Genomic DNA, 20329 nt, shown 5'->3' on the forward strand with positions numbered 1-20329 from the left:
CTTCGCCTTCTTGGCACACTACTGCCTTCAACGCTTGTTGCCGAGTGGTTTTCTCGCCATCGCGGAAAGGCGTTGAGCATTATGGGGATTGGTGGTGTTGCGTCTTTCGCTTTCTTCCCCCCGGCAAACAACTGGCTGATTCAAAGTTTTGGAGCAGAGACCGGATGGCGTGTTTGGTCGTTAGCTTTGCTTTTGGTTATGCTTCCCGTTGGCTGGTTTTTAGTAAGGGACAAACCAGAAGATATGGGCGAAACACCTGATGGGAAACCATCAAAAGAGACTAAAGAAAAGAAGAAAAAGGACAAACCCAAAAGGATCGTTTTTCAGGATAATCCATGGATTTTAAGACAAGCCATGAAGACGAAAGCTTATTGGTTCATGATGTACTGTACGAGCGTTCCAGCCATGATCAATACCGGGGTTACATTTCACATGGTTTCGATCATGCAGACAAAAGGCTTTACACCCACTTTTGCCGCTCTCATCCTGAGTGTTATCGCGATGGTACAGTTTCCGATGACTTTTGTAGCAGGGTTCATGGTGGACAGATTCAAAATTCACATCATCAAAACTATCGGTTATCTGGTTTATGGAGTCAACCTCTTAATTCTTCTCCTGGGAACGAGTCAACAGATTCTTCTTGTTTATGCCGCTTTGCACGGCGTTTTTATGGCTTTTGAATCAGTCAGTAACAATGTTATATGGCCCAATTATTTCGGCAGGAAGTATCAGGGAACAATCAGGGGTACTGCTATGACGGCAATGGTCATCGGTTCCTCTTTGGGACCCTTACCCTTTGGGTTTGCTTACGATTATTTTTCGGGTTATTCGGAAATTCTTTTGATCATGACGATTTTCTCCTTGACAGCAAGCATTCCAGCTTTCTTTTCTCCGCCTCCGATTTATTGTCATAGATAATCCTTAACACTTACGCCAGATATAGTTCTCTATGTAGAAGTGTATGTATAACAGTTTCTTTGATTTTTTCATCTTATTTACCTAGATCATCAAACCAAAATGCACATATAAGATTACTCGCTGAATGCAATCTGTGCATAACTTAGAATACTTTTCAAGGTTCCTCTTCTGCTTCCTTCCTTTGAATATGGCACTACACCTTTTTCGTAGAGTGTCTGTAAATACGATGCTCTCCAAGCACAGGATCTTGTTCCTAAATCTCTCTCTTTGCAGGCATTTCGATCTGGCGCTATCTACAACAGCCTTGCGTCTTGCGTAATGCGGTCCGGTCCGGTCTCCTGGAGGACAGTAAGCCGTTGAAGGTCAACGCGGTTTTCATAAGCGTTCATCGTGTTCTCTCTAGCAAACAGCGGATCTTTCCAGCGTTCAGAGGCTCTTAAAGCCTTCGTCCCTTTTTTGCATTTCCGAAGAGAATCTTGACTAGAGATGAGTTTCTTGCATCTATTCAATCTAGATTGGTTCTAGTCAGGCGAGATCCGTTCACACTCGAATTGGTTTTGTGAGATTATAGACTGTAGAATTGAATAGTTACATAAGTAAGTTACATATGTACCTGACTTCAAAAAAAGGGAGGTTCTTGCATGCGAAAGTCTACGCTATTGGTCTTATTGATGCTAGTCGTCTTAGCGTTCACCGGAGTGTCCCAGGTAATCAACATCTGGATTGGCGGCCAAGTTGCTGAGCTTGACGAAACCTGGGATATGATTGTAGGAAAGTTCGAAAAGGAAACTGGAATGAAGGTTGAAGTACAGCTCTTTGGCTTTGACATTTACTACGACAAGCTCCTGACTGCTCTCCAGGGTGGTCAAGGACCGGATCTAGCTTTTGCCGATCTGGGCGGATGGGTTCCAACGTTCGCGGAAAGGGGCTGGCTGGAACCAATGGGCAGTCTCCTAGATTCCTGGGACGGAACTGAGCAAATCTGGCCGAACCTGTGGCCAACAGTTCTACACAATGGAGAGAGATACGGTCTTCCCTGGTACACAGACTGCAGACTCCTTCTTTACAATCAGACGATGTTCGATCAGGCAGGACTTGACAGAGACAACCCACCGGAAACGTGGGAAGAACTTGTTTTTCAGGCAATGAAGCTGACGGACGCCAGTAAGAGAGTTTTCGGTTACGGAGTAAGCGGAACAAAAACCGAGCACACAACACTTGCATACATAATATTCCTTTACGGTGCAGGCGGACAGCTTCTTACTGACGATTACTCCGCAGCTGCGTTCAATACCCCCGAAGGTCTCAGGGCTCTCAAGTTCTACACTGACCTCGCCCTCACTTATGGCGTCAGCCCCAATGCAGTTACTTATAACGAAGACGACTACAGAAACATGATGGCTCAGAACAGAGTTGCAATGGCTGTTGGCGGACCATGGTCCTTCCCGCTCATAGAGACGGCCAATCCCGGTATTGTTGGAAACTACACCGTCTCTCTTCACCCTTATGGAGCAACACCCGCAAGTGTTCTCGGTGGTTGGGCACTGGTTATCCCATCCGCAAGTAAAAACAAGGATAATGCATGGGAACTCGCGAAGTACCTGACAAGCTACGAGACTTGGATGACTTGGATCGAAGCTAAGGGCGGCCCAATGCCTTCAAGACAGGACGTGTGTTTTGACGCACCGGTACTTCAGGATCCGAAGTGGAAGGTCATTTTTGAGACATTCCCACACGCAGTCTCAAGACCTCCGATTCCCGAATATCCTCAGGTTTCTGAACAGATTCAGATCATGATTCAGGATGTGCTTCTTGGAAAAGCAACTCCTGAAGAAGCAATGAAAACTGCTGAAGCAAAAGTCAATGCAATACTTGGCAAGTGATAAACTTTCCATGGGGCGGGCAAGAGCCCGCCCCTTTAATAATCCCTGATGAAAGGGTTGAAAACAGATGAGTAGACTTACAAGAGAAGAGAAGACAGCGTTCAAAATGATACTGCCTTATCTTTTGATCATAGTTTTGCTCTTCATCTTCCTTATAGGCTCAAATATCTATAGCAGTTTCACAACTGAAGAGGGTAAGTTCACACTTCAGAACTACTCTAGAGTCTTCACCGATCCTGTAGTTGGCAGAGCCATGGCTAACACGGTAGTTTGGGTAGTAGGAAGCGTTCTTGGACAGCTTCTCTTGGGACTCCTGGTTGCCCTGCTTCTAAATGAATCGACGAGAGGCCAGATTATCTTCAGAAGTATCATTCTCATTCTTCCGTGGGCCACACTGGATATTGTGGCAGGAGTAATGTGGAAATGGATGTATAACGACATGTATGGAGTACTTAACGATGTCCTTGTCAAACTGCACATAATTAACGATTACATACCCTGGCTGGGCTCTGAGAACATGGCGATGATGTCGGTAATCATCGCGAATATCTGGAAGGGGTTCTGCCTTTCTGGAATGTTCTTCCTGGCAGGTCTTCAAACGATTTCGCCGGATCTTTACGAGGCGGCCGAGATTGACGGAGCCAATTCCCTCAAAAGATTCTGGAGAATCACTATCCCACAACTGAAACCGGTAATAATGACAACTCTTATGCTGACAATAATATGGACGATCAACTACTTCCCCCTTATATATATAATGACAGGAGGTGGCCCCGGTTACGGCACCGAGACTGTTGTGACCTATATATACAAACTTGGATTCAGATTCCTTGAATTCAACAAGGCCGCTGCACTTTCAAATATCCTGTTCATTGCAATATTTGCTATCGCATTCGTCTTCCTGAGAAACATTACAAAGGAGGAAGCAAGATGAAGAGAAGTACAAAGAAGAAAGTCAAGAAGGGCATCACCTATTCGCTCCTTGTATTTCTGTCGGTGGTAATAGCTTTTCCCTTTGTCTGGCTAATCCTTACCGCGATAAAGACCTATCCGGATATCTATGCCTATCCAATTAAGTACTTCATTTTCGAACCAACGAGAGAGCACTTCGACAAGATTGCCGACATGAATTTTTGGTCTTACTTCAAGAACAGCGTTATCGTTGGAACGGGAACGATGTTCTTCTCTATATTGATCGGCCTGTTTCCAGCATATGCGTTTGCGAGATATGAATTCAGGTATAAGAGACCATTACTGGCGGGAGTGATGGTCTTCCAGATGCTTCCGCTTGTCGTGTTTCTCTTGCCGATATTCAAGACACTTAACAACTTCGGCATTTTGAACACATACACCGGCCTCATACTGTCATATTTGCCGTTTACGACTCCAATTTCGATAATGTTCATGAGAACTTTCTTCCTATCGATACCGAAATCGCTCGAAGAAGCTGCGAAAATCGACGGTTGCACCTTTGGCCAGGCGTTCAGAAAGGTCATATTGCCGATAACTCTCCCGGGAATAGCGGCAGTTGGAGTCTACGCCTTCTTGTTCTCCTGGAGTGAACTGATGTACTCCATGTCAATACTCACAACAAAATCAAAGCAGACTATTCCAACGTTTCTTCAGCTTTTCGTGGGCCAGTACCAGACTAGATGGGGCCCACTGTTCGCAGGATCGATACTTGCAACGATTCCGCCACTTATAATATTCATGATCCTGCAGAAGTTCTTTATTACTGGACTGGTTAGTGGGTCTGTTAAGGAGTAATGGATGATTAGCGATGAACTGCTTTTCGAAGTTGCGACCGACTATTATGTGAAGCGGATGCTTCAGAAGGATATTGCTAATAAGTACGGCGTTTCGAGAGTACAGATTAGCAAATACCTCAAGATGGCGCAAGAAAGAGGAATCGTTCATATTGAAGTTGAGCAACCTTCAGTAAAGTCATCCGTTAGAAAGGAATACGAGGATTTCTTCAGCGAGAAATACGGTCTGAAGAAGATGTTCATTGCCAGAGGCGCCAGAAATGAAAAGACGATTCTGAAAGCTCTTTCAAGAGAAGTCTACAAGTATCTCAAAACACTGCCCGAAAAGCCTCTCAATATTGGCCTTGGCTGGGGCAACACAATCTTCACCGTTGCCGAATCGATAGAGAAGCTAGAAAGACCCGACTGGCACCTAATTCCTTTATCGGGCGGCACGGCAAGGCTGGCCGATAAGAGGTTTAACATCAACCATATAGTACAGAATTTCGCCACAAGGCTATCGGCAAGGGCGGTTCCAATGTATCTGCCCTTCATCTTTGAGAATGCCCATCAGCTGGAAAACACGAAGCAATCCCTGGAGTACGTGAACATACAGAGACTTTGGGACTCCCTGGATATCATAATCTGCAGCGTGGGTTACTCTATAGCCAGATCTCCTATGTTCAGGGAGAACTTGCTAGACGTGAGCTATGCAGACGAACTCGAAAGGTGCAATGTCGTAGGCGACATTCTGACTCATTACTACGATATAAACGGGAAGAGGTTCGAGAAAGAGATCCTGAACAACTGTATCAATCTGAGTTTCGATCAATACCTTAATGCCGGAGAGAGAGTCATTGTCGCTGCCGGTCACCACAAAGTAGACGGTCTAGTTGGAATGCTTCGAGGCGGTTTTGCAGATGTCCTTATAACAGATGAATTCACGGCTAAGTTTGTGAAAGAATACATTGTTTACGATGAAGGAGGAGAATAACATCGATACTTGTATCCTTAACCTAAATCCTTGTTATGATCACTGGGTTATTCTCAAGAATCCTACAGAGATCCCGAACGTAGTACGAGGAGACGAAGTAGTAACACTCGTGGACGGTAAGGGACTCAATATTGCGAGAGTACTGTCCAAGGTTCTAGGACACAGCGAGTATTTCTGCATAAACATACTTGGTGGACAGGTTGGAACGATAATTGAAAACGAGTGTAACCGTCTGGGAATAGTGACCGAGAATTTCTGGATAGAAGACTCAAACAGGATTAACACTGCCCTGGTTTATGAGTACGAAAACAAAATGCTTATGATAAACGAACCTGGACCTTTTATGAAGCCGAACGAGATAGTGGGTTTTATGGAGTTCTTCAAGGGCCACGTAAGACCGGGTATGAACCTCGTCATTTCAGGCAGCGCCCCGAGAGGGTTCGAGAACGGTTCCCTTCTTCAACTCGTGAGAATTGCCAGAGAGGCCGGTTGCAGCCTGAAAGTGGACATTGCTGGTTCCTGGTTGTCTAAGATCGTGACAGCCTCACCTGAACTCCTAAAAATCAACGCCGATGAGCTGAAGGTAGCCTTCGGAATCAATAAAGACGATTACAAGGCAATGGATGATTTCAGGAAGGACCATTCTATCAGAAATCTCATAATCACGAATGGAAAAATGGGCAGTATATGGCTCTCGGAAAGCGAAAAGCTTCATGCGAGATCGATGAAGGTATTTTCTGACTTCTCAGTTGGATCGGGCGACTCTTTCTTCGCCGGACTTATATATGGTCAAGAAGCGAAAATGTCGAACAGAGAGGCGCTGAAGATGGCTGCCGCTTGTGGCGCCGCAAATACCATGCACTATGGAGCCGCGATTTTCGAATACTCTGATGTAGAAAAGGTAATCGGCGACGTAATTGTTACGGAAGTGGTGCTATGAATGTCTTCCTCGGGATAGACATTGGAACGACGAACATCAAGAGTTTGGTTCTTGGAGAAGATGGAAGGATCCTGGAAGTGCTACATTGGACGACTCCGAAGAATAGAGAGAACGGCGTCGAGTTTCTAGATCTAGAAATCACCAGGTCATACGTCGAAAGCGTAATTGGAAAGGTTGAGAAGCTTCATTCTCTGGCGGCCATAGCCTTTTCCAGCTTTGGAGAGACGGTTATCCCGGTTAGGCAGAGAGAGGCCCTGGCAAAACCCGTGATGTGGTACGACAGATCGACTTACAGCCTCTGGGAAAGTCACAGAGAATCGGTTGACAATCTGGCTCCTTACAGAATTACAGGGGTGGAGAATAGTTACACTTTCTCGCTCTACAAAATACTTCTTCAGAAGGAAGTCTTCAGGCTAGGAGGAGTAGAGAACTGGCTGCCGGTTTCTTCGTATCTTGCTTACTCACTGGGAGGCGAGCCTGTCTGGGATATGAGCCAGGCGTGCAGATCCTTCATGGTCAACATACACTCTCGCAAATGGAACTCGCCATTAATCAACCACATCGGAGAAAGCGAAGAAACGATGGGCGACCTCGCATATACTGGAGAACCAGTTGGGAAAACTAAATCCGGAGTTCCCCTGGTAAGTGCAGGTCACGATCATATCACAGGACTCTACGCTGCACAGGCATTTGCGCATGGAAAGGAATTTCTCTTTGATTCAATGGGTTCGGCCTCCGTAATTGCCGCCGTTGTTTCCGGTACCGCCGAATCGCTGGACTTCGCCGGTCCATTTATGCCGGGCGGAACGGTAGGAATAGCATACGAGGATCATCAGTACTACATCGAAAGCAACGTTAGATACTACGGGAAGCTGCTTCAATCTCTAATGGATCTGACCCAAACTGATGCTACGAAAGAAGGGTACGAGAGACTGAACAGGGAAATTGAAAAACTTGGCCAGCTGAATTCAAGACCGCTCTTCCTTGTGAATGGCGATCTCGTTGTAGGGGAAGGATTACAGGGAATAACACTCCTTGAAATGCCTATTTCTTTGAACAAAGAGCAGCTGATGCAATCAGCTTACATATACCTTTCCTCGATCAGCAAGCGAATCGTGGATAGTATCGAAAAGATTACGAAAAAAGAGCTGCCAATCATCAGCGGAGGAGGAGGAAGTCTCAATAACCTGCTTATGAAATACAAGGCCTCACTGCTCGGAAAAGAGGTTTGGGTTCTGCCTACAAGCGAATTGACCGCCCTGGGTGGAGCTTTCGCCGCGGCTCATGGTGTTGGAGCCGATGAGGTTATTGAGAAATGCGTAAACCTTCTCAAACCGCAAGATATTCATCCAGACAAGCAGTTAGCCGAACCGCTGAAAGAGATTTATGAGAAAAACATGAAAGAGTATCTGGCAATAGAAATAAGCAAAAGGATAGACATTCAGGAGGGATAATATGCCGTTAGTATCACTTACAGATGTTCTTAAAGATGCGCAAGAGAAGAAATATGCAGTACCTGGTTTTAACTTTCATCTCTACGAAGACCTCGTTGCGATTGTAGAAGCCGCACAGGAAGCCCGATCGCCCGTTATACTTATGGCCGCTGGAACTTGTATGAAACACTGGGGACCGACGCTTGCTGCGGCTCTTATCAAAGATGTTGCATCAAGGGTTGATATACCTGTCGTTGCTCACCTCGATCACGCGAGCAGCCTTGAGCTTATATTCAGATCTATCCATGCGGGATTCACATCAGTGATGTACGACGGCTCGATGCTACCCGTTGAAGAGAATATTGCCAACTGCAAAATTGTGGTCAAAGTCGCTAGAACATTTGGCGTTTCAGTTGAAGCAGAGTTGGGACGAGTCGCCAAGGGTGAAGAGGGGGAATCGGCCGTCGAAATACTTACCGATCCTTCAGATGTAGTCATGTTCTGCGAACAAACAGACGTTGATGCTCTTGCTGTCGCTGTAGGCACTGTTCATGGCATGCAGAAACAGGAAGCCAATATCCATCTCGATCTAGTGGACGCGATATCTAAAGTATCGCCTGTTCCGTTAGTACTTCACGGTTCAAGCGGCGCGTCTAGTGAAGATCTTCGATACATAGCCACAACCGCCTTTTCTAAGATTAACATAGGAACAAGACTAAAGACCGTCTTCACCGAAGGCATAAGAGAGATTCTAAAGAACAACGAAGAACTAAAAGATCAGCTCACTTTGCTGAAGATGGCCGCACCAAGAGTCAAAGAGACCGTCAAGGAAAAGATTGAGCTCCTCGGAAGCGGTAACAGAGTCTAGTTCTTAAACTGGAAATCTTCGTCTGAATCTAGGATGAGGAACTTGAAAGCGTTCCGGACTATTAATGCCAGATTCAGCACAATGAGATCGGGATCTCTAAACCAAAGGCCCCTTTGTTACGGAATTGAGGGATAGAGACGGGGTCGGGGGTATGGGCGGCAGGTAGTATGAAAGAGAAGGAGAGCCGAGGGTCGTTTCTCGGTGAATGACTAATGCGGTCTTAAGAGTTCAGACTGGCTTCTATCTCTCGTCTTCTCGTTAATGGAGCTCTCGTCAAAGATCTTTCTCTCTAATCCCTATCTTCGCTCTTAAGTCCTCTCTCGAGAACTCATCATCATCCATAAGTTGGGGAGCTGATGAGAAATCATATGGTGCTCCTTCTCCCTTGACAACATATACTGTGTGTGGCTCCTGATAACGTGACATTAACTCCTCCCTTGAGGGAGGAGGGTGTTGGTCTCTGAGGACAGATCGCGAAAAACGGGACAGACGTCAGGACCCGTCAGTCCCTATTTTCACTTGTGTGGCGCTCAGCGTTTTCTCTCAAGCGGCCAACGGCTCTTCCCGCGAATCCTTCACTGGCGGCGATGATTCTCACCTTTTGACTGGCCTGCGTAAGCAAACTGGCTTTCAAATCGCTTCCTGCCGAAGCCTTGCGTCCCCAGACGCTTCTCTTAGCCTTGGCCCTTCACATCGCTCACTTTGTCTTCTGTTTTCCCCGGACTTTTGCTTTTCTGAACCAGAAGAAGTACATCGCCCCGATATAAGCTACCAGACCAAGAATGAAATACAGGTAGTATATAGGCTGGTCGGTTTTGTAGCCGAGAATAGGTATGTTAAGCAGTATCAGCATCGGAATGCCCAAGAATAACGCAAGCCCACTTCCGAAAACCATGTCTTCGGCGGTTCCCGTCTCAAATGTCGGGTCGACTTCTCTGAGCAACGCCATCCCGGTCGAGAGTGTACCGGTATGCATTCCGAAGAATGTTACTATGTGTTCCAGAGGCGCTTTCTCGTAAATCCTTTTTCCAAACCAGATCGTGTAGCCGGCAATGAAGAGTCCGCCTACCGAGGTGAGAATTATTACCGGCCAAATGTACTCCTGTATGACTGAGAAAGAGATCCCAGCGATCGACGCCGCTACCATGAAGTCGAACACACCCCCGCCGATACGCTGAAGTAGGAAGTCGTTCATATATTCGATCTCATATTTCTCTGACTTCCTCACCCTCTCATATATCGCTCTGAAGGCCATTGCGAAAAGAACTCCGATCACAAAATGGAAGCCCCATAAAACCTGGGCGAACGTCTCTCCGAACGTACCTAGCCCGCCGATCAAGCCCGTGAACCATTTCAAGAATAGGTAAGTGATGAGATATACGATTCCCACAGCCAGAGCCTGGATTGTAAAACCGTCGATGTCTGAAAATTCGAAGTCTTTAATAATTGCTTCGACTCTCTTTTTCAACTTAGGTATTTCAATCTGAATACCGATCTGCCTTTTTCTGTAGACCATCGTATTCAGCATAACAATTCCTCCAAATGCTGCCCAGAGAAAGCCTAATGTTGAAACGCTCAAGCCCACGGCTCCCCCGCCTGTAAAGCCCAGCGCTTCCCACTGACTACCCAGCGAATAGGCTTGTCCAGGGCCCTGAGCGAATCCCAGAGCTAATAGAAGACCAAAGGGTGGGAAGAGATCTTTGAAGAACAATCCTACAAGTGCGATACCAATGATGAACCCCACTAATCCCTGAAGAGCATAAGACATACTGATAAGAAAGCCGGTATTGACAGAAGACTTAGTAGTGGAGCGTCTCGTCCTCTTCAGCGCGATCGCGATGAAGCCAATTGCCATCAAGTGATAGACAAGGTTTCCAAGTCTATCGTAAGAGAAGGGGATTATCTTCATAACCTCCGGCCCCAAGAGAATCCCGAGAAAACCGGCAATAACTGCATTTGGAATGAGAACCTTGCTTAAGGGAGAAATCAACCTCTTCAGAACGGAAGCGACACCTATAAGGATGGAAAGGTAAGCGAAGTCGAGTATAATAGTCCAGTCTTGTTCCATGAGATCACCCCTTTTTGACAAAGCAATTGTATCAGAATACGGTTCAAGTTAATTTTCCTGGTTTTTGTTAGAATTGTAGAAAGAAGGAGGAAACTGTAATGACACTTACGCCGCTTGGTGGCGGCCGCGAGATAGGCGCGAATTCCTATCTCCTTAGTCTGGACGGAAAGAATATCCTGATTGATGCAGGCAGACACCCAGTAAAGGAAGGCTACGAGTCGCTACCTGAAATTGACAGCATAAACGATCTAGATGTGATAATGATCTCCCACTCCCACTACGACCATCTCTCTTCTCTACCTTACATATCTCAAAGATGGCCAAATGCGCCAATCCTGATGACTCAAGAGAATAAGGGCTTAGCTCTAAGAATACTTCAGAACTCAGTCGAAGTAATGAAGAAGAAGAACGCCAAAGACGGCGTTGAACCTATACTATACAGTCACGGCGAAGTTAACGAGCTGAAGAGAAGAATATTTCCGATGGAGTATTTTCAAAGGTACTCAATTGACAATGAAGTGGACGTGGCACTCTACCCAGCGGGTCATGTAATGGGAGCTGCCTCGATCTTTCTTGAGCATAAGGGAAAGAGAATTCTCTACTCTGGAGACATATCGCTTTCGCAGCAGCTTACTATCCCGCCGGCCCAGCTACCAAAAAAGGTGGAAACCCTTATCTCAGAGGGAACTTACGGCTCGAAAGAAAATCAGCTTCTAACAAGGTACAGCGAAATTGAAAGACTCAGCAAGTCAGTGAAACGCGTACTGGAAAACGGCGGCAGGGTCCTCATGCCTGTATTTGCCCTTGGCAGAGGCCAGGAAGCAATCTACATGCTTCTAAGGCTGATGGAAAAGAACAAGATCCCCTCCGTTCCCATATACACAAATGGAATGGTAGCCTCACTCAGTAATCTCTACATGAGCAATTACGAGCGCATTAGCGACAAGGATAGAAAGTGGTTCATGAAGAACTTCCAGCAAAATGTGACTGTGGCACCCAAGGCCATTGAGAGACTGCTCTTTTCGAAAGAGCCGGCGCTCCTTGTCCTTTCGGCCGGAATGCTTGTTGAAGATACTCTATCCTATATCTTCGCCAAGCAGATGTTGTCAAACAGCAAAGACGGAATCTTCTTCATGGGTTATCAGAGTCCGGAATCAGATGGTTACAGGGTGCTTGAAGCAAGTAAGAGAGGCGATGAACAAGTCGCCCTGGGAGAAGAGACGGTTGAGATTGGAACTAAGAACATAGATATCTTCAACTTCTCTGGGCATGCAGACTACCAGGAGCTTCTTGAGCTCCCCAGAAGACTGCAACCGGAGAAATTGATCTATGTTCACGGTGATGAAGGCGCTCTTGAAAACCTTGCAGAAGAACTCCAGTATGAGTTTGAGATTCAGATACCATCGAATCTTCAGACAGTCGAGCTCTGAATCCGGCGGTTGACAATGAAATGCACTGGTGTTATCATAGTGTACGGTTGCCGGGGTGGCGGAACTGGCAGACGCAACGGACTTAAAATCCGTTGGAGCGAGGGCTCCGTGTGGGTTCGATTCCCATCCCCGGCACCATGGAAGCAGGAAAAGCAGGTCATTCATATAGAAATATTGAGAATAATAGATACCCGGTGCGGGGTGGAGCAGTTTGGTAGCTCGTTGGGCTCATAACCCAAAGGTCACAGGTTCAAATCCTGTCCCCGCTACCATTATGAGGCGGTGTAGCTCAGCTGGCTAGAGCATGCGGTTCATACCCGCAGAGTCGTCAGTTCGATTCTGACCGCCGCCACCAAGCATTTAGGGTGTATCCGCGTGTATGAGCGCTTTGATCAAAGAAAACCTAGCCTCCCATTGGGAGGCTTGTTTGTTTTTACGTCAGTTTTTCGGCGATCTAAAAGCACTGCTTCATTAGCCCTAAGGCTTTTAGAACTGCCAGTGACAGTCATCAGCAGTGTTCAGTAAAGGTCCTGCTTCTGCTCTCATGATGCGGTGCTAATTTGAATGAGAACTGGCCCGCTCCAGATCTCCCGCAATGAAGAGACGTGTCTTCGCAAGATATAGACCTGAGTTCACTACTGCTACTGAAAAAACGCCGATAAAAGCCTTTGTATTCTATTTCTCGTCCTAAGGACGATTTGAGTAAGAGGGAAGGCGGTTGCTCCGGGAGTTTTGTTTCTGCGAGGATTGTATTTACAGAAAGGCTTGACTTCATGTTCTTCACCAAGAAATTGCGACCATACTCCTCAGTCAACTGTCTTCGAATAAAGAAGCGATAGAGATGGGAAAATACATTGCCGAAAAAGCTTTCATTGTCCGTCACAACGAAAGAAATGCACCTTTGAAGAATGGCCGGTTTCTAGGTATTGTGCATGACTATTGTAAATCCACGAACGAATATCGCTATTACCGTGATAACAAGCTCTACGACCAAAATCGGGAAAACTCTGGAAACTGTGATTTTCATCACCACGTCTCTTATTTTATGCTTCTCTTTTGTGTTGAGTCAATCTTTAGTAAGTCGCGATTTATGGCATCTTGAGATAGAAAGCCCGCAGAACGACACCAATTCCCGCCACGAGGCTTCGGTCACAAGCAAAAGAGTATCTTGATTGTTTTCGTCACATAACATTTGGCGAAGTTGTCCTGCAAGTCAAGTTTGACTTCCGATGATCCCGCACTTACGCGGATTCCTCCCGCAAAGCTCGTTCTCAAGTTCCGGAAGGATACTTTTCAGTTTGGATACTATATCCTGATCTAGAGGCATTTCTGTCATCATGTCCACAGCTTGAGCAAAAGAATAGGCGGTCCTGTAGGGCCTATCCGCCGTGAGAGCCTCAAACACATCTGCTACAGCCAGAATCTTTGCTTCGAGCGGTATCTCATCTCCCTTTAAACCCCGGGGATAACCGGAACCGTCTTCTCTTTCGTGGTGTAGATAGGCGTAAGGAACGAATCTCTCCAGGTATTCGAAATGTTGGAGAACTTCCTTACCGTGCTGGGGATGATTGCGTATTACCTCCTTTTCAATTTCGTCAAGTGGTCCGTGCTTTCTCAGTATGTTTAGTGAAATGCCCATCTTACCAATATCATGAAGCTTTGCACCGTTCACAAGCTCCATGATTTTCTTCCTTTTCAATCCAAGACTCTTACCCAAACACTCAGCGATTTTCGCCACATTTCTGGAGTGAAAGGCGGTGTGGGAATCTTCCATTTCCCACAAATACATGATTTCCTGAAGACCACTCATCTCGTAGTATCTGGAAAGACCGAGCGCCAGCACTTCCATAATGAACAAGACGCCAATTATCCCGGCCGCCACGGAATGTAGAATCATCCACCTGGTAAGATCATATCCTTTTATTTCGGTTCTCAGACCGTAGGCGAAACTCTTCGATCCGCCTGGTGAGAAGGTGATTCTGTCATCGAGATTCATCTCGGAAAGCAAGAAATTCTTGTCTATGCTGGCAATCACGACTGCATCGGATATCTCATTCTCCATATGGCTGTCGTAGACGTTGAAGTAGAGATAAAGCTCCTGCTCTATGGCAGATACTCTGTACACATCTTTAACCGGTATCTCTGACGGTCTGCTTATGAGCCTGGCCGTCTTCACTGCTGGAAACTTATTCTGGATCTCCTGGAGCATCTCTTCGATGAATACGTCGTCTTTCGACAAAACGGCGTTGTACATAGCGGTCCACTGGAAATATCCCAGAGACAAAGCAGATCCCAGATTTTCGACAGATGTCTCAAAGATTCCCGAATAGATTTTCTGAGTATAGTTTATTGCTTCATTTTGAAAGACATAGTACGGCATAAGCATAAGAAAGACGGTAACGAGAAAGATGAATATCACTAGAGTCGGTCGGATATACCTGAGTTCATCGAATCCTCTCATGTAACACCTCCCATTCTGCATGGAAAATCATTTGACATTATCATATCACTTAATCTTTTGATATAATTATTATATGAAGTGTCCTGCGATTCCCTTTTTTGCCTCTTCGATCACTCCAAGTTACATGCAATCCTAAGCCAGACACTACCCAAGCATCATTCCAATCATCGAATACTTTCTTCAGATGTGAGATCAGCCGTAAGGACCTTGGACAATGTTTTGGATTCAGAATACCCACCGAGAATTAGCAATTGGACTTGCAAAGAGGGGGAGCTGCTTTTAGAGATTTCCATCTGAACGCTTAACTGAGATCTCCACACTTTCAGGAGTAAAATGGATATCATAGAAGTAACGGGTCGCTTCATCTTGACCCGTGCTTGCCCACTCTAGCCCGGTTATTCGTGGGGCGACAGTCAGGAGTACTTTGAGAAACGCAATAACAAATGTGATCTCCTATTCTGAAATCTCACTATAATTACTTCCTTGCCTGCAAGAGTTTTATTGAGGGAAGTGGATAGTGTACAAGGAGGACTTCGTGAAATCAAAGACCTACGTATTTGAGGCAGTCATAAGAAAGTTCCGGACATAGATGGGGCGTATGTTGAATTTCCGTATGACCTCAAGTCGGAGTTCGGAAAGGGCAGACTGAGAGTCCACGCAACATTTGACCGCGAGCCTTACGATGGTAGCGTTGTCAACATGGGAATAAAGAAGGACGACGGGTCGGTGTCTTATATCATTGGTCTTCGAAAGGCCATCAGGAAAACTATCGAGAAGCAACCGGGTGACACCGTGAAAGTCACCGTTATGGAAAGAGGCGAATGAAGCATGTGGAAGTGCCCTGAGTGCGGACGTGAGTTCGAACGTCACAATCAGAAACATGCGTGCATTGAACCGCCAGAGACGATTGACGAGTATATCACCATGCAGCCCGAAGGTGTTCAATCGCTACTGATGAGCGTTAGGGATGCCCTCAGAGAGGAGCTTCCGGGTTCGGAAGAGAGAATATCTTGGAGGATGCCCTCCTTCTGGAAGAAGAGGAACATAATCCACTTCGCTGCTTTTAAGAACCACATGGGGGTTTATCAAGGAGAAGAGGCAATTGCCCACTTTGCAGATAAACTAAGTCATTACAGAACAAGCAAAGGTGCTGTACAGTTCCCCTATGACAAAACCATTCCTCTTGAGCTGATAGTAGAGATCGCAAAATGGTGCAATGAAACAGGGAGTCATCACTAGCGGAGGATTAGTATGCCAAAAGTCAGAAAGATGCTCAATGACTGGGATGCTCCGTATATTCAGTCACTCATGAGACAGATCGAAACTCAGAGTAAGGAGACGCTCACATACTGGGCGGTTGAGTACTCCGAAGAAGTTATGTTGCCGCTCTGGTGTAAACACTATCCGATTGACCTCCGCCCGCGCAATGCATTGACTGCTGCGAGAGACTGGCAAGCCGGAACCATTAAACTGCCTCAAGCCAAGAAAGCAATTCTGGAGTGCCATGCCGCGGCTAGAGAAGCAGAAAACAATCCCGTTGCGCAGGCCGCAGCGAGAGCGATTGCCCAAAGCGCGTCAACTATTCACTCTGCAAGACACTGCATAGGACTCGCACTTTACGGAGCCTTAGCGGTTGCTTATGACGCTCTTGGAACAGAAGCACAATGGGAACAGCTTGAACTATGCGCCGCCGAAGAGTGCGGGAGCATGCTCGATTCGCTGCGTTCCATTTCGGTAGAAGATGAACCTTACCCTGTGAACATCGACTGGAAGAGCTGATCGCCTTGGGAATCTAGGCGGCCAAATTAGCTTGGATTCGCACGACTAACGAAGTGTTAGGATAAGAATGATGCGTCGGAGAACGTTCGCTGAAGATCTGCTGAAAATGCCAAGATACGAGTTGCGAGTATTAGACAGGAAAGTACTCTGCTGTTTACACTTCATCCCTTACTCGCTCAAACCTAGAAAGATCATTGTCGAGAGCTTCGCTTCGAGAAGAAGAGAGTTGATAATCGTTGACCGTCGACTGTCATCTTTCATTGCCCGACAAGAGCATCTGTGAAACGAGCGGAGCAATGAAGCCGTGGCGAATCTGTCCTGCAGACGGGTTTTCGCTCTTATTCTTAAGTCCTCCCTCGAGGGAGCTCATCACTACCCATAAGTCAGGGAGTTACTGAGAAATCATATGAACACCTTCTCCCTTGACAATATTTACTGTGCGTGGCTCTTGATGATCCTGATCTTAAGTTCTCCCTTGGGCGGAGAGTGTTAGTCTTAGAAGGCTGGAAAAGCCGCTGACCTAAACATTCCCAAGAGATCAGTTGTTGATTCTTAGTAAGAGCATACGGAGCAAAGACTAAATAACTCTAAAAGTGAATACATCGTTCGACTTGCAACAGGACGCGGTCTAGAACGTGATTCAAAGAGCCCAAATCTTACCTCAAGCGGTTCGCCCAGTCAAAAGGACTAAGGACTTGACTATTTGATTCTATTTAGAGATACCCTCAACTTGATCCGATAGATTGGAGACTGTAAGTGAAGATCAATGAGAATTTCCCTTTCGAGTGTCAAGCACGTGCTTGCGACAAATAGGATATAATCGTTCGAAGTTAGGGGAGAACAATTGCGGCTACAAGCACTTCCAGTAAGGAGTTCCGTGCTTCAGACTATGATAAAGATTCTTTGATTGAAGTCTGCACCATTTTCTTCGTGCCGGCCAAGAGGTTCATTATTGCTGCACAGCACTGTGTGATAGTTACACGGAAGAGTCGGAGGGTTCGTATGTTTTCTTTGCTTCTAGTAATAATCTATATAGCCTTTATCAGCCTAGGCCTGCCGGATTCATTGCTAGGCTCCGCATGGCCCGTAATTAGGGATACCTTCGGAGTCCCCTTGTCTTTTGCGGGCATCGTATCGATGATCATTGCAGGGGGAACGATCTTCTCAAGCCTTATGTCAGAACGCCTGACAAGAAAACTCGGAACAGGGCTCGTTACGGCGATCAGCGTCGGAATGACCGCTGCGGCGCTGTTTGGTTTCTCGGCATCCAATTCCTTCGTGATAATTTGTCTGTGGGCTATTCCATTCGGTCTCGGAGCAGGTGCAGTTGACGCGGCTTTGAATAACTACGTCGCGTTGTATTATGCTTCAAGACACATGAGCTGGCTTCACTGCTTTTGGGGAGTAGGGGCTTCAATCAGCCCTTACATAATGGGCTACTTTCTTGGAACACAATTTGGATGGCGCGGTGGCTATAGAACGGTCTCCGCGATTCAGATATTCTTAACTATCGCTCTCTTCGCGAGCCTTCAGCTGTGGAAAAACAAGAGAATGAAGAGAGACAGAAGTGATAAGGTTTCTGCAAAACCGTTGAGCATCACCCAAGCGGTAAGAATCAGAGGAGTTCCGTTCATTTTGATCGCGTTTTTTGGTTACTGTGGTCTTGAAACGACTGCTGGACTCTGGGCAAGCAGTTATCTAGTTGAATATCGCGGAGTAAATGTGGAAACGGCCGCAATGTTTGCATCGCTTTTCTATCTGGGGATTACGTTCGGTCGGTTTCTGAACGGTTTTGTTGCTGACAAATTTGGAGACAGGAAACTGATCCGTTTTGGGGTTATCGTGGCTATGATCGGCGTGATTATGGTAGGTATCCCATTTGAGACGGACACAATTGCCTTGGCTGGTTTGATCGTGATCGGTTTGGGTTGTGCGCCCGTCTATCCTTCAATAATACATGCTACTCCTTCGAACTTCGGAAAGGATAACTCACAGGCAATAATCGGGATTCAGATGGCCAGTGCTTATACCGGCACTACTTTCATGCCGCCACTTTTTGGGCTTATCGCAAATAGTGTGAATATTGGACTATATCCACTTTACCTCGCATTGCTAGTAGTCTTGATACTTGCCATGACCGAGACTCTGAACCGAGTTCTTGGCTTTCCGAAAAAGAGCAGCGCGGCATAGACATAATCCGCATACAGTTCAAAACTATAATCGATGTTTCTCTTTCTTGTTGGCCGATTTGCCGATGTGAGATCCTTTCTTATTTCGGTCGCCTTTTGCAGCAGACTGGCTTCTTCAGTCTCGGCTTCTCGAAACGAAGCTCTCGATAACGTTCTTTCTAAGTAGGGCTCTATGACGGGTTCTCGGTCTTCGGGAAACGGTTGCCCGTTCAAGGCGAACCTGAAAGCCCTCCTGCGTGGGGCATGTCTCTGTCGACATTTCTTCCATCGCCGCTTCTGAACCTACCCCTAAGAGAAGGCTTGATCTATGGGCTCCCCAATCTTAGGTAGAAGGAACCTTTCAATAATTGGACGAACTTCTGGGAAGATCGCAAATAGGTTTGAGAAAACCGAATTTTCTGACTCCTCAGAAAGCCGTCCTGCAGACGCGAAAACCGATGCTAAAGCTCGTGCCCGTTGGGGACACTCCATTGCGGCTCGTTACGCGCAGGGCTCTGGCGACATAACTCCAGCCGCCACCTCGTATTACACGGACGGAACCGTTACTGATGTACGGATTCGTCTGTTCAACTTCATCGTAGTCCCCAAAGGAATCGGAGCACCATTCCCACAAGCTTCCGCTCATATCGAATAGCCCAAGTTCGTTAGGTAATTTCAGTCCGACTTCTTGAGTCATGCCTTCCGAGTTTCGATCGAACCAGGCCACTTCGCTTATATCATCGCTTCCAGCATATCTGAACCCCTCGCTCTTGTTTCCACCTCGGGCCGCGTATTCCCACTCGGCCTCAGTCGGTAATCTATATCCAACAACCTTGGAAGGATCCGCCGTAATCCTACCATCTTTGTCAAGAAGATTTCCGTCGCTATCGTACGACATTGGGAGTCTTTCCCTCTCACTTAACCAGCTGCAATAGGCTATCGCATCGTTCCAACTCACGTTGATAGCCGGTCTATCTCCTCTTCCCCATTCGCAGTCAGATGGCTTGCTCCTTCCGGTGGCTTCGCAGAAGGTGTCATATTCGTCGAACGTGACCTCATACTTTCCGATAAGAAAGTCGTAAGTTAACGTCACTTTGTGCGCGGGTCTTTCATCTGTATCACCATCACCCCATGTGTCACCGATCGCAAAGCTCCCTTTCTCAACGAGTACAAGGTTCCCTATCATTGTCATTGCACGTTCATTGCTCGCAAATGTTAAGACCAGAAGCGATACAACGAAAAGCGCTACCAGTATCGATTTCTTCATCTCTCTACCTCCAGACATATTAGCAAAAAAACTTTTGTTTGCCACAAATGTTCGTTTTGTTTCAATTTGCAATACAGCATGACTGGTTTTACCAGGGACTCTTAGCAACTTGAGGGGTAAATGTTGCTAACTCAATTGAAATAACTGTCCAGAGATGTCAATAGCGAGATACCGATGAACTCAACGGACTGCCGATATCCCGCCGTCTGAAAAGTTCCAACAATGCAGCCAGAACTTACATCGGGCGCCTTTTCAATGTTTCAACCCTTCAGCGATTTCTTCCCCGAACACATGCATATCTAGCCCAATCATATCACCCATACAGCTTCTCTCCGGTTATTTAGTTGATTACAGTTCGCTACCTACAACTCAGAA

At 46.4% G+C, this 20329-nt stretch carries 17 protein-coding genes, 3 tRNA genes and 1 pseudogene; 16 read left to right on the plus strand and 5 right to left on the minus strand.

Annotated elements, in window-relative coordinates; all coding sequences use genetic code 11:
- From B3157_RS10580 to B3157_RS10615, 8 genes are all read left to right on the plus strand, one after another.
- A partial coding sequence (locus B3157_RS10580) for an MFS transporter (protein ID WP_292590402.1) occupies window positions 1–918 on the plus strand: 918 nt, incomplete at its 5' end.
- Window positions 919–1559: 641 nt separating this feature from the next.
- Window positions 1560–2801: an ABC transporter substrate-binding protein gene (locus B3157_RS10585; RefSeq protein WP_214061453.1), complete on the plus strand. Its 1242-nt coding sequence runs from the start codon at window positions 1560–1562 to the stop codon at window positions 2799–2801.
- Window positions 2802–2868: 67 nt separating this feature from the next.
- Complete coding sequence (locus B3157_RS10590; RefSeq protein WP_292590404.1) at window positions 2869–3735, plus strand: carbohydrate ABC transporter permease; 867 nt, start codon at window positions 2869–2871, stop codon at window positions 3733–3735.
- The gene (locus tag B3157_RS10595) at window positions 3732–4568 is read left to right on the plus strand and encodes a carbohydrate ABC transporter permease (RefSeq protein ID WP_214061455.1); all 837 of its coding nucleotides are present in this window, start codon (window positions 3732–3734) and stop codon (window positions 4566–4568) included. Before B3157_RS10590 ends, B3157_RS10595 begins: the two co-directional genes overlap by 4 nt.
- A 3-nt stretch (window positions 4569–4571) precedes the next feature.
- Window positions 4572–5540 carry a sugar-binding transcriptional regulator gene (locus tag B3157_RS10600; protein ID WP_214079476.1) on the plus strand — a complete coding sequence of 323 codons (969 nt, stop codon included), beginning with the start codon at window positions 4572–4574 and terminating at the stop codon, window positions 5538–5540.
- Window positions 5524–6480 (plus strand): 1-phosphofructokinase family hexose kinase, encoded by a 957-nt coding sequence (locus B3157_RS10605; protein ID WP_214061569.1) that lies wholly within the window; start codon window positions 5524–5526, stop codon window positions 6478–6480. Before B3157_RS10600 ends, B3157_RS10605 begins: the two co-directional genes overlap by 17 nt.
- On the plus strand, window positions 6477–7934 hold the full coding sequence (locus B3157_RS10610) for an FGGY-family carbohydrate kinase (protein ID WP_292590407.1): 1458 nt from the start codon (window positions 6477–6479) through the stop codon (window positions 7932–7934). Before B3157_RS10605 ends, B3157_RS10610 begins: the two co-directional genes overlap by 4 nt.
- 1 nt (window position 7935) lies before the next feature.
- On the plus strand, window positions 7936–8781 hold the full coding sequence (locus tag B3157_RS10615) for a class II fructose-bisphosphate aldolase (RefSeq protein WP_214060876.1): 846 nt from the start codon (window positions 7936–7938) through the stop codon (window positions 8779–8781).
- A 273-nt stretch (window positions 8782–9054) separates the two neighbouring features.
- On the opposite strand, the gene B3157_RS10620 is transcribed toward B3157_RS10615, so the two are convergent.
- The 3 genes from B3157_RS10620 to B3157_RS10630 all read right to left on the minus strand — a co-directional run bounded on the left by B3157_RS10620 (window position 9055) and on the right by B3157_RS10630 (window position 10849).
- Window positions 9055–9207, minus strand: coding sequence for a hypothetical protein (locus B3157_RS10620; protein ID WP_214061351.1), 153 nt, complete (start codon window positions 9205–9207; stop codon window positions 9055–9057).
- A gap of 76 nt (window positions 9208–9283) precedes the next feature.
- On the minus strand, window positions 9284–9415 hold the full coding sequence (locus tag B3157_RS10625; protein ID WP_292590410.1) for a hypothetical protein: 132 nt from the start codon (window positions 9413–9415) through the stop codon (window positions 9284–9286).
- A gap of 63 nt (window positions 9416–9478) precedes the next feature.
- Window positions 9479–10849, minus strand: a complete 1371-nt coding sequence (locus B3157_RS10630) for a sodium:glutamate symporter (protein WP_292590412.1) — start codon at window positions 10847–10849, stop codon at window positions 9479–9481.
- A 98-nt stretch (window positions 10850–10947) separates the two neighbouring features.
- Between B3157_RS10630 and B3157_RS10635 the strand changes: the two genes are divergently transcribed.
- The 4 genes from B3157_RS10635 (at window position 10948) to B3157_RS10650 (ending at window position 12634) form a co-directional block, all read left to right on the plus strand.
- Entirely contained in the window at window positions 10948–12279 is a 1332-nt protein-coding gene (locus B3157_RS10635) for an MBL fold metallo-hydrolase (RefSeq protein ID WP_214079473.1), read from the plus strand.
- 49 nt (window positions 12280–12328) lie between these two features.
- Window positions 12329–12417: transfer RNA gene (locus tag B3157_RS10640), tRNA-Leu, on the plus strand.
- 57 nt (window positions 12418–12474) lie between these two features.
- Window positions 12475–12551: transfer RNA gene (locus B3157_RS10645), tRNA-Met, on the plus strand.
- A gap of 6 nt (window positions 12552–12557) precedes the next feature.
- A tRNA-Met gene (locus tag B3157_RS10650) sits at window positions 12558–12634 on the plus strand.
- Between the two features lie 858 nt (window positions 12635–13492).
- Here the strand turns inward: B3157_RS10650 and B3157_RS10655 are convergent.
- Complete coding sequence (locus tag B3157_RS10655) at window positions 13493–14740, minus strand: HD-GYP domain-containing protein (RefSeq protein WP_292590414.1); 1248 nt, start codon at window positions 14738–14740, stop codon at window positions 13493–13495.
- Between the two features lie 535 nt (window positions 14741–15275).
- On the opposite strand from B3157_RS10655, the pseudogene B3157_RS12815 reads away from it, so the two are divergent.
- The 4 genes and pseudogenes from B3157_RS12815 (at window position 15276) to B3157_RS10670 (ending at window position 18709) form a co-directional block, all read left to right on the plus strand.
- Window positions 15276–15565, plus strand: a pseudogene (locus B3157_RS12815) (DUF1905 domain-containing protein).
- A 3-nt stretch (window positions 15566–15568) separates the two neighbouring features.
- Window positions 15569–15979, plus strand: coding sequence for an iron chaperone (locus B3157_RS10660; RefSeq protein ID WP_292590416.1), 411 nt, complete (start codon window positions 15569–15571; stop codon window positions 15977–15979).
- 12 nt (window positions 15980–15991) lie between these two features.
- Window positions 15992–16519, plus strand: a complete 528-nt coding sequence (locus B3157_RS10665; protein WP_292590418.1) for a putative immunity protein — start codon at window positions 15992–15994, stop codon at window positions 16517–16519.
- Window positions 16520–17521: 1002 nt separating this feature from the next.
- Entirely contained in the window at window positions 17522–18709 is a 1188-nt protein-coding gene (locus B3157_RS10670) for an MFS transporter (RefSeq protein ID WP_292590420.1), read from the plus strand.
- 405 nt (window positions 18710–19114) lie between these two features.
- On the opposite strand, the gene B3157_RS10675 is transcribed toward B3157_RS10670, so the two are convergent.
- Window positions 19115–19954 (minus strand): formylglycine-generating enzyme family protein, encoded by an 840-nt coding sequence (locus B3157_RS10675; RefSeq protein ID WP_292590422.1) that lies wholly within the window; start codon window positions 19952–19954, stop codon window positions 19115–19117.
- Window positions 19955–20329 lie beyond the last annotated feature (375 nt).

This window comes from Mesotoga sp. UBA5557 (genome assembly GCF_002425715.1).
GTDB lineage: Bacteria > Thermotogota > Thermotogae > Petrotogales > Kosmotogaceae > Mesotoga.

What these genes read in the sequence shown, in the direction of transcription:
- B3157_RS10610 (WP_292590407.1), top strand. Translation starts at nt 6,477, where the DNA reads ATGAATGTCTTCCTCGGGATAGACATTGGAACGACGAACATCAAGAGT.
- B3157_RS10630 (WP_292590412.1), bottom strand. Translation starts at nt 10,849, where the DNA reads ATGGAACAAGACTGGACTATTATACTCGACTTCGCTTACCTTTCCATC.
- B3157_RS10600 (WP_214079476.1), top strand. Translation starts at nt 4,572, where the DNA reads ATGATTAGCGATGAACTGCTTTTCGAAGTTGCGACCGACTATTATGTG.
- B3157_RS10595 (WP_214061455.1), top strand. Translation starts at nt 3,732, where the DNA reads ATGAAGAGAAGTACAAAGAAGAAAGTCAAGAAGGGCATCACCTATTCG.
- B3157_RS10665 (WP_292590418.1), top strand. Translation starts at nt 15,992, where the DNA reads ATGCCAAAAGTCAGAAAGATGCTCAATGACTGGGATGCTCCGTATATT.
- B3157_RS10655 (WP_292590414.1), bottom strand. Translation starts at nt 14,740, where the DNA reads ATGAGAGGATTCGATGAACTCAGGTATATCCGACCGACTCTAGTGATA.
- B3157_RS10620 (WP_214061351.1), bottom strand. Translation starts at nt 9,207, where the DNA reads ATGTCACGTTATCAGGAGCCACACACAGTATATGTTGTCAAGGGAGAA.
- B3157_RS10660 (WP_292590416.1), top strand. Translation starts at nt 15,569, where the DNA reads ATGTGGAAGTGCCCTGAGTGCGGACGTGAGTTCGAACGTCACAATCAG.
- B3157_RS10670 (WP_292590420.1), top strand. Translation starts at nt 17,522, where the DNA reads ATGTTTTCTTTGCTTCTAGTAATAATCTATATAGCCTTTATCAGCCTA.
- B3157_RS10675 (WP_292590422.1), bottom strand. Translation starts at nt 19,954, where the DNA reads ATGAAGAAATCGATACTGGTAGCGCTTTTCGTTGTATCGCTTCTGGTC.
- B3157_RS10615 (WP_214060876.1), top strand. Translation starts at nt 7,936, where the DNA reads ATGCCGTTAGTATCACTTACAGATGTTCTTAAAGATGCGCAAGAGAAG.
- B3157_RS10590 (WP_292590404.1), top strand. Translation starts at nt 2,869, where the DNA reads ATGAGTAGACTTACAAGAGAAGAGAAGACAGCGTTCAAAATGATACTG.
- B3157_RS10635 (WP_214079473.1), top strand. Translation starts at nt 10,948, where the DNA reads ATGACACTTACGCCGCTTGGTGGCGGCCGCGAGATAGGCGCGAATTCC.
- B3157_RS10585 (WP_214061453.1), top strand. Translation starts at nt 1,560, where the DNA reads ATGCGAAAGTCTACGCTATTGGTCTTATTGATGCTAGTCGTCTTAGCG.
- B3157_RS10605 (WP_214061569.1), top strand. Translation starts at nt 5,524, where the DNA reads ATGAAGGAGGAGAATAACATCGATACTTGTATCCTTAACCTAAATCCT.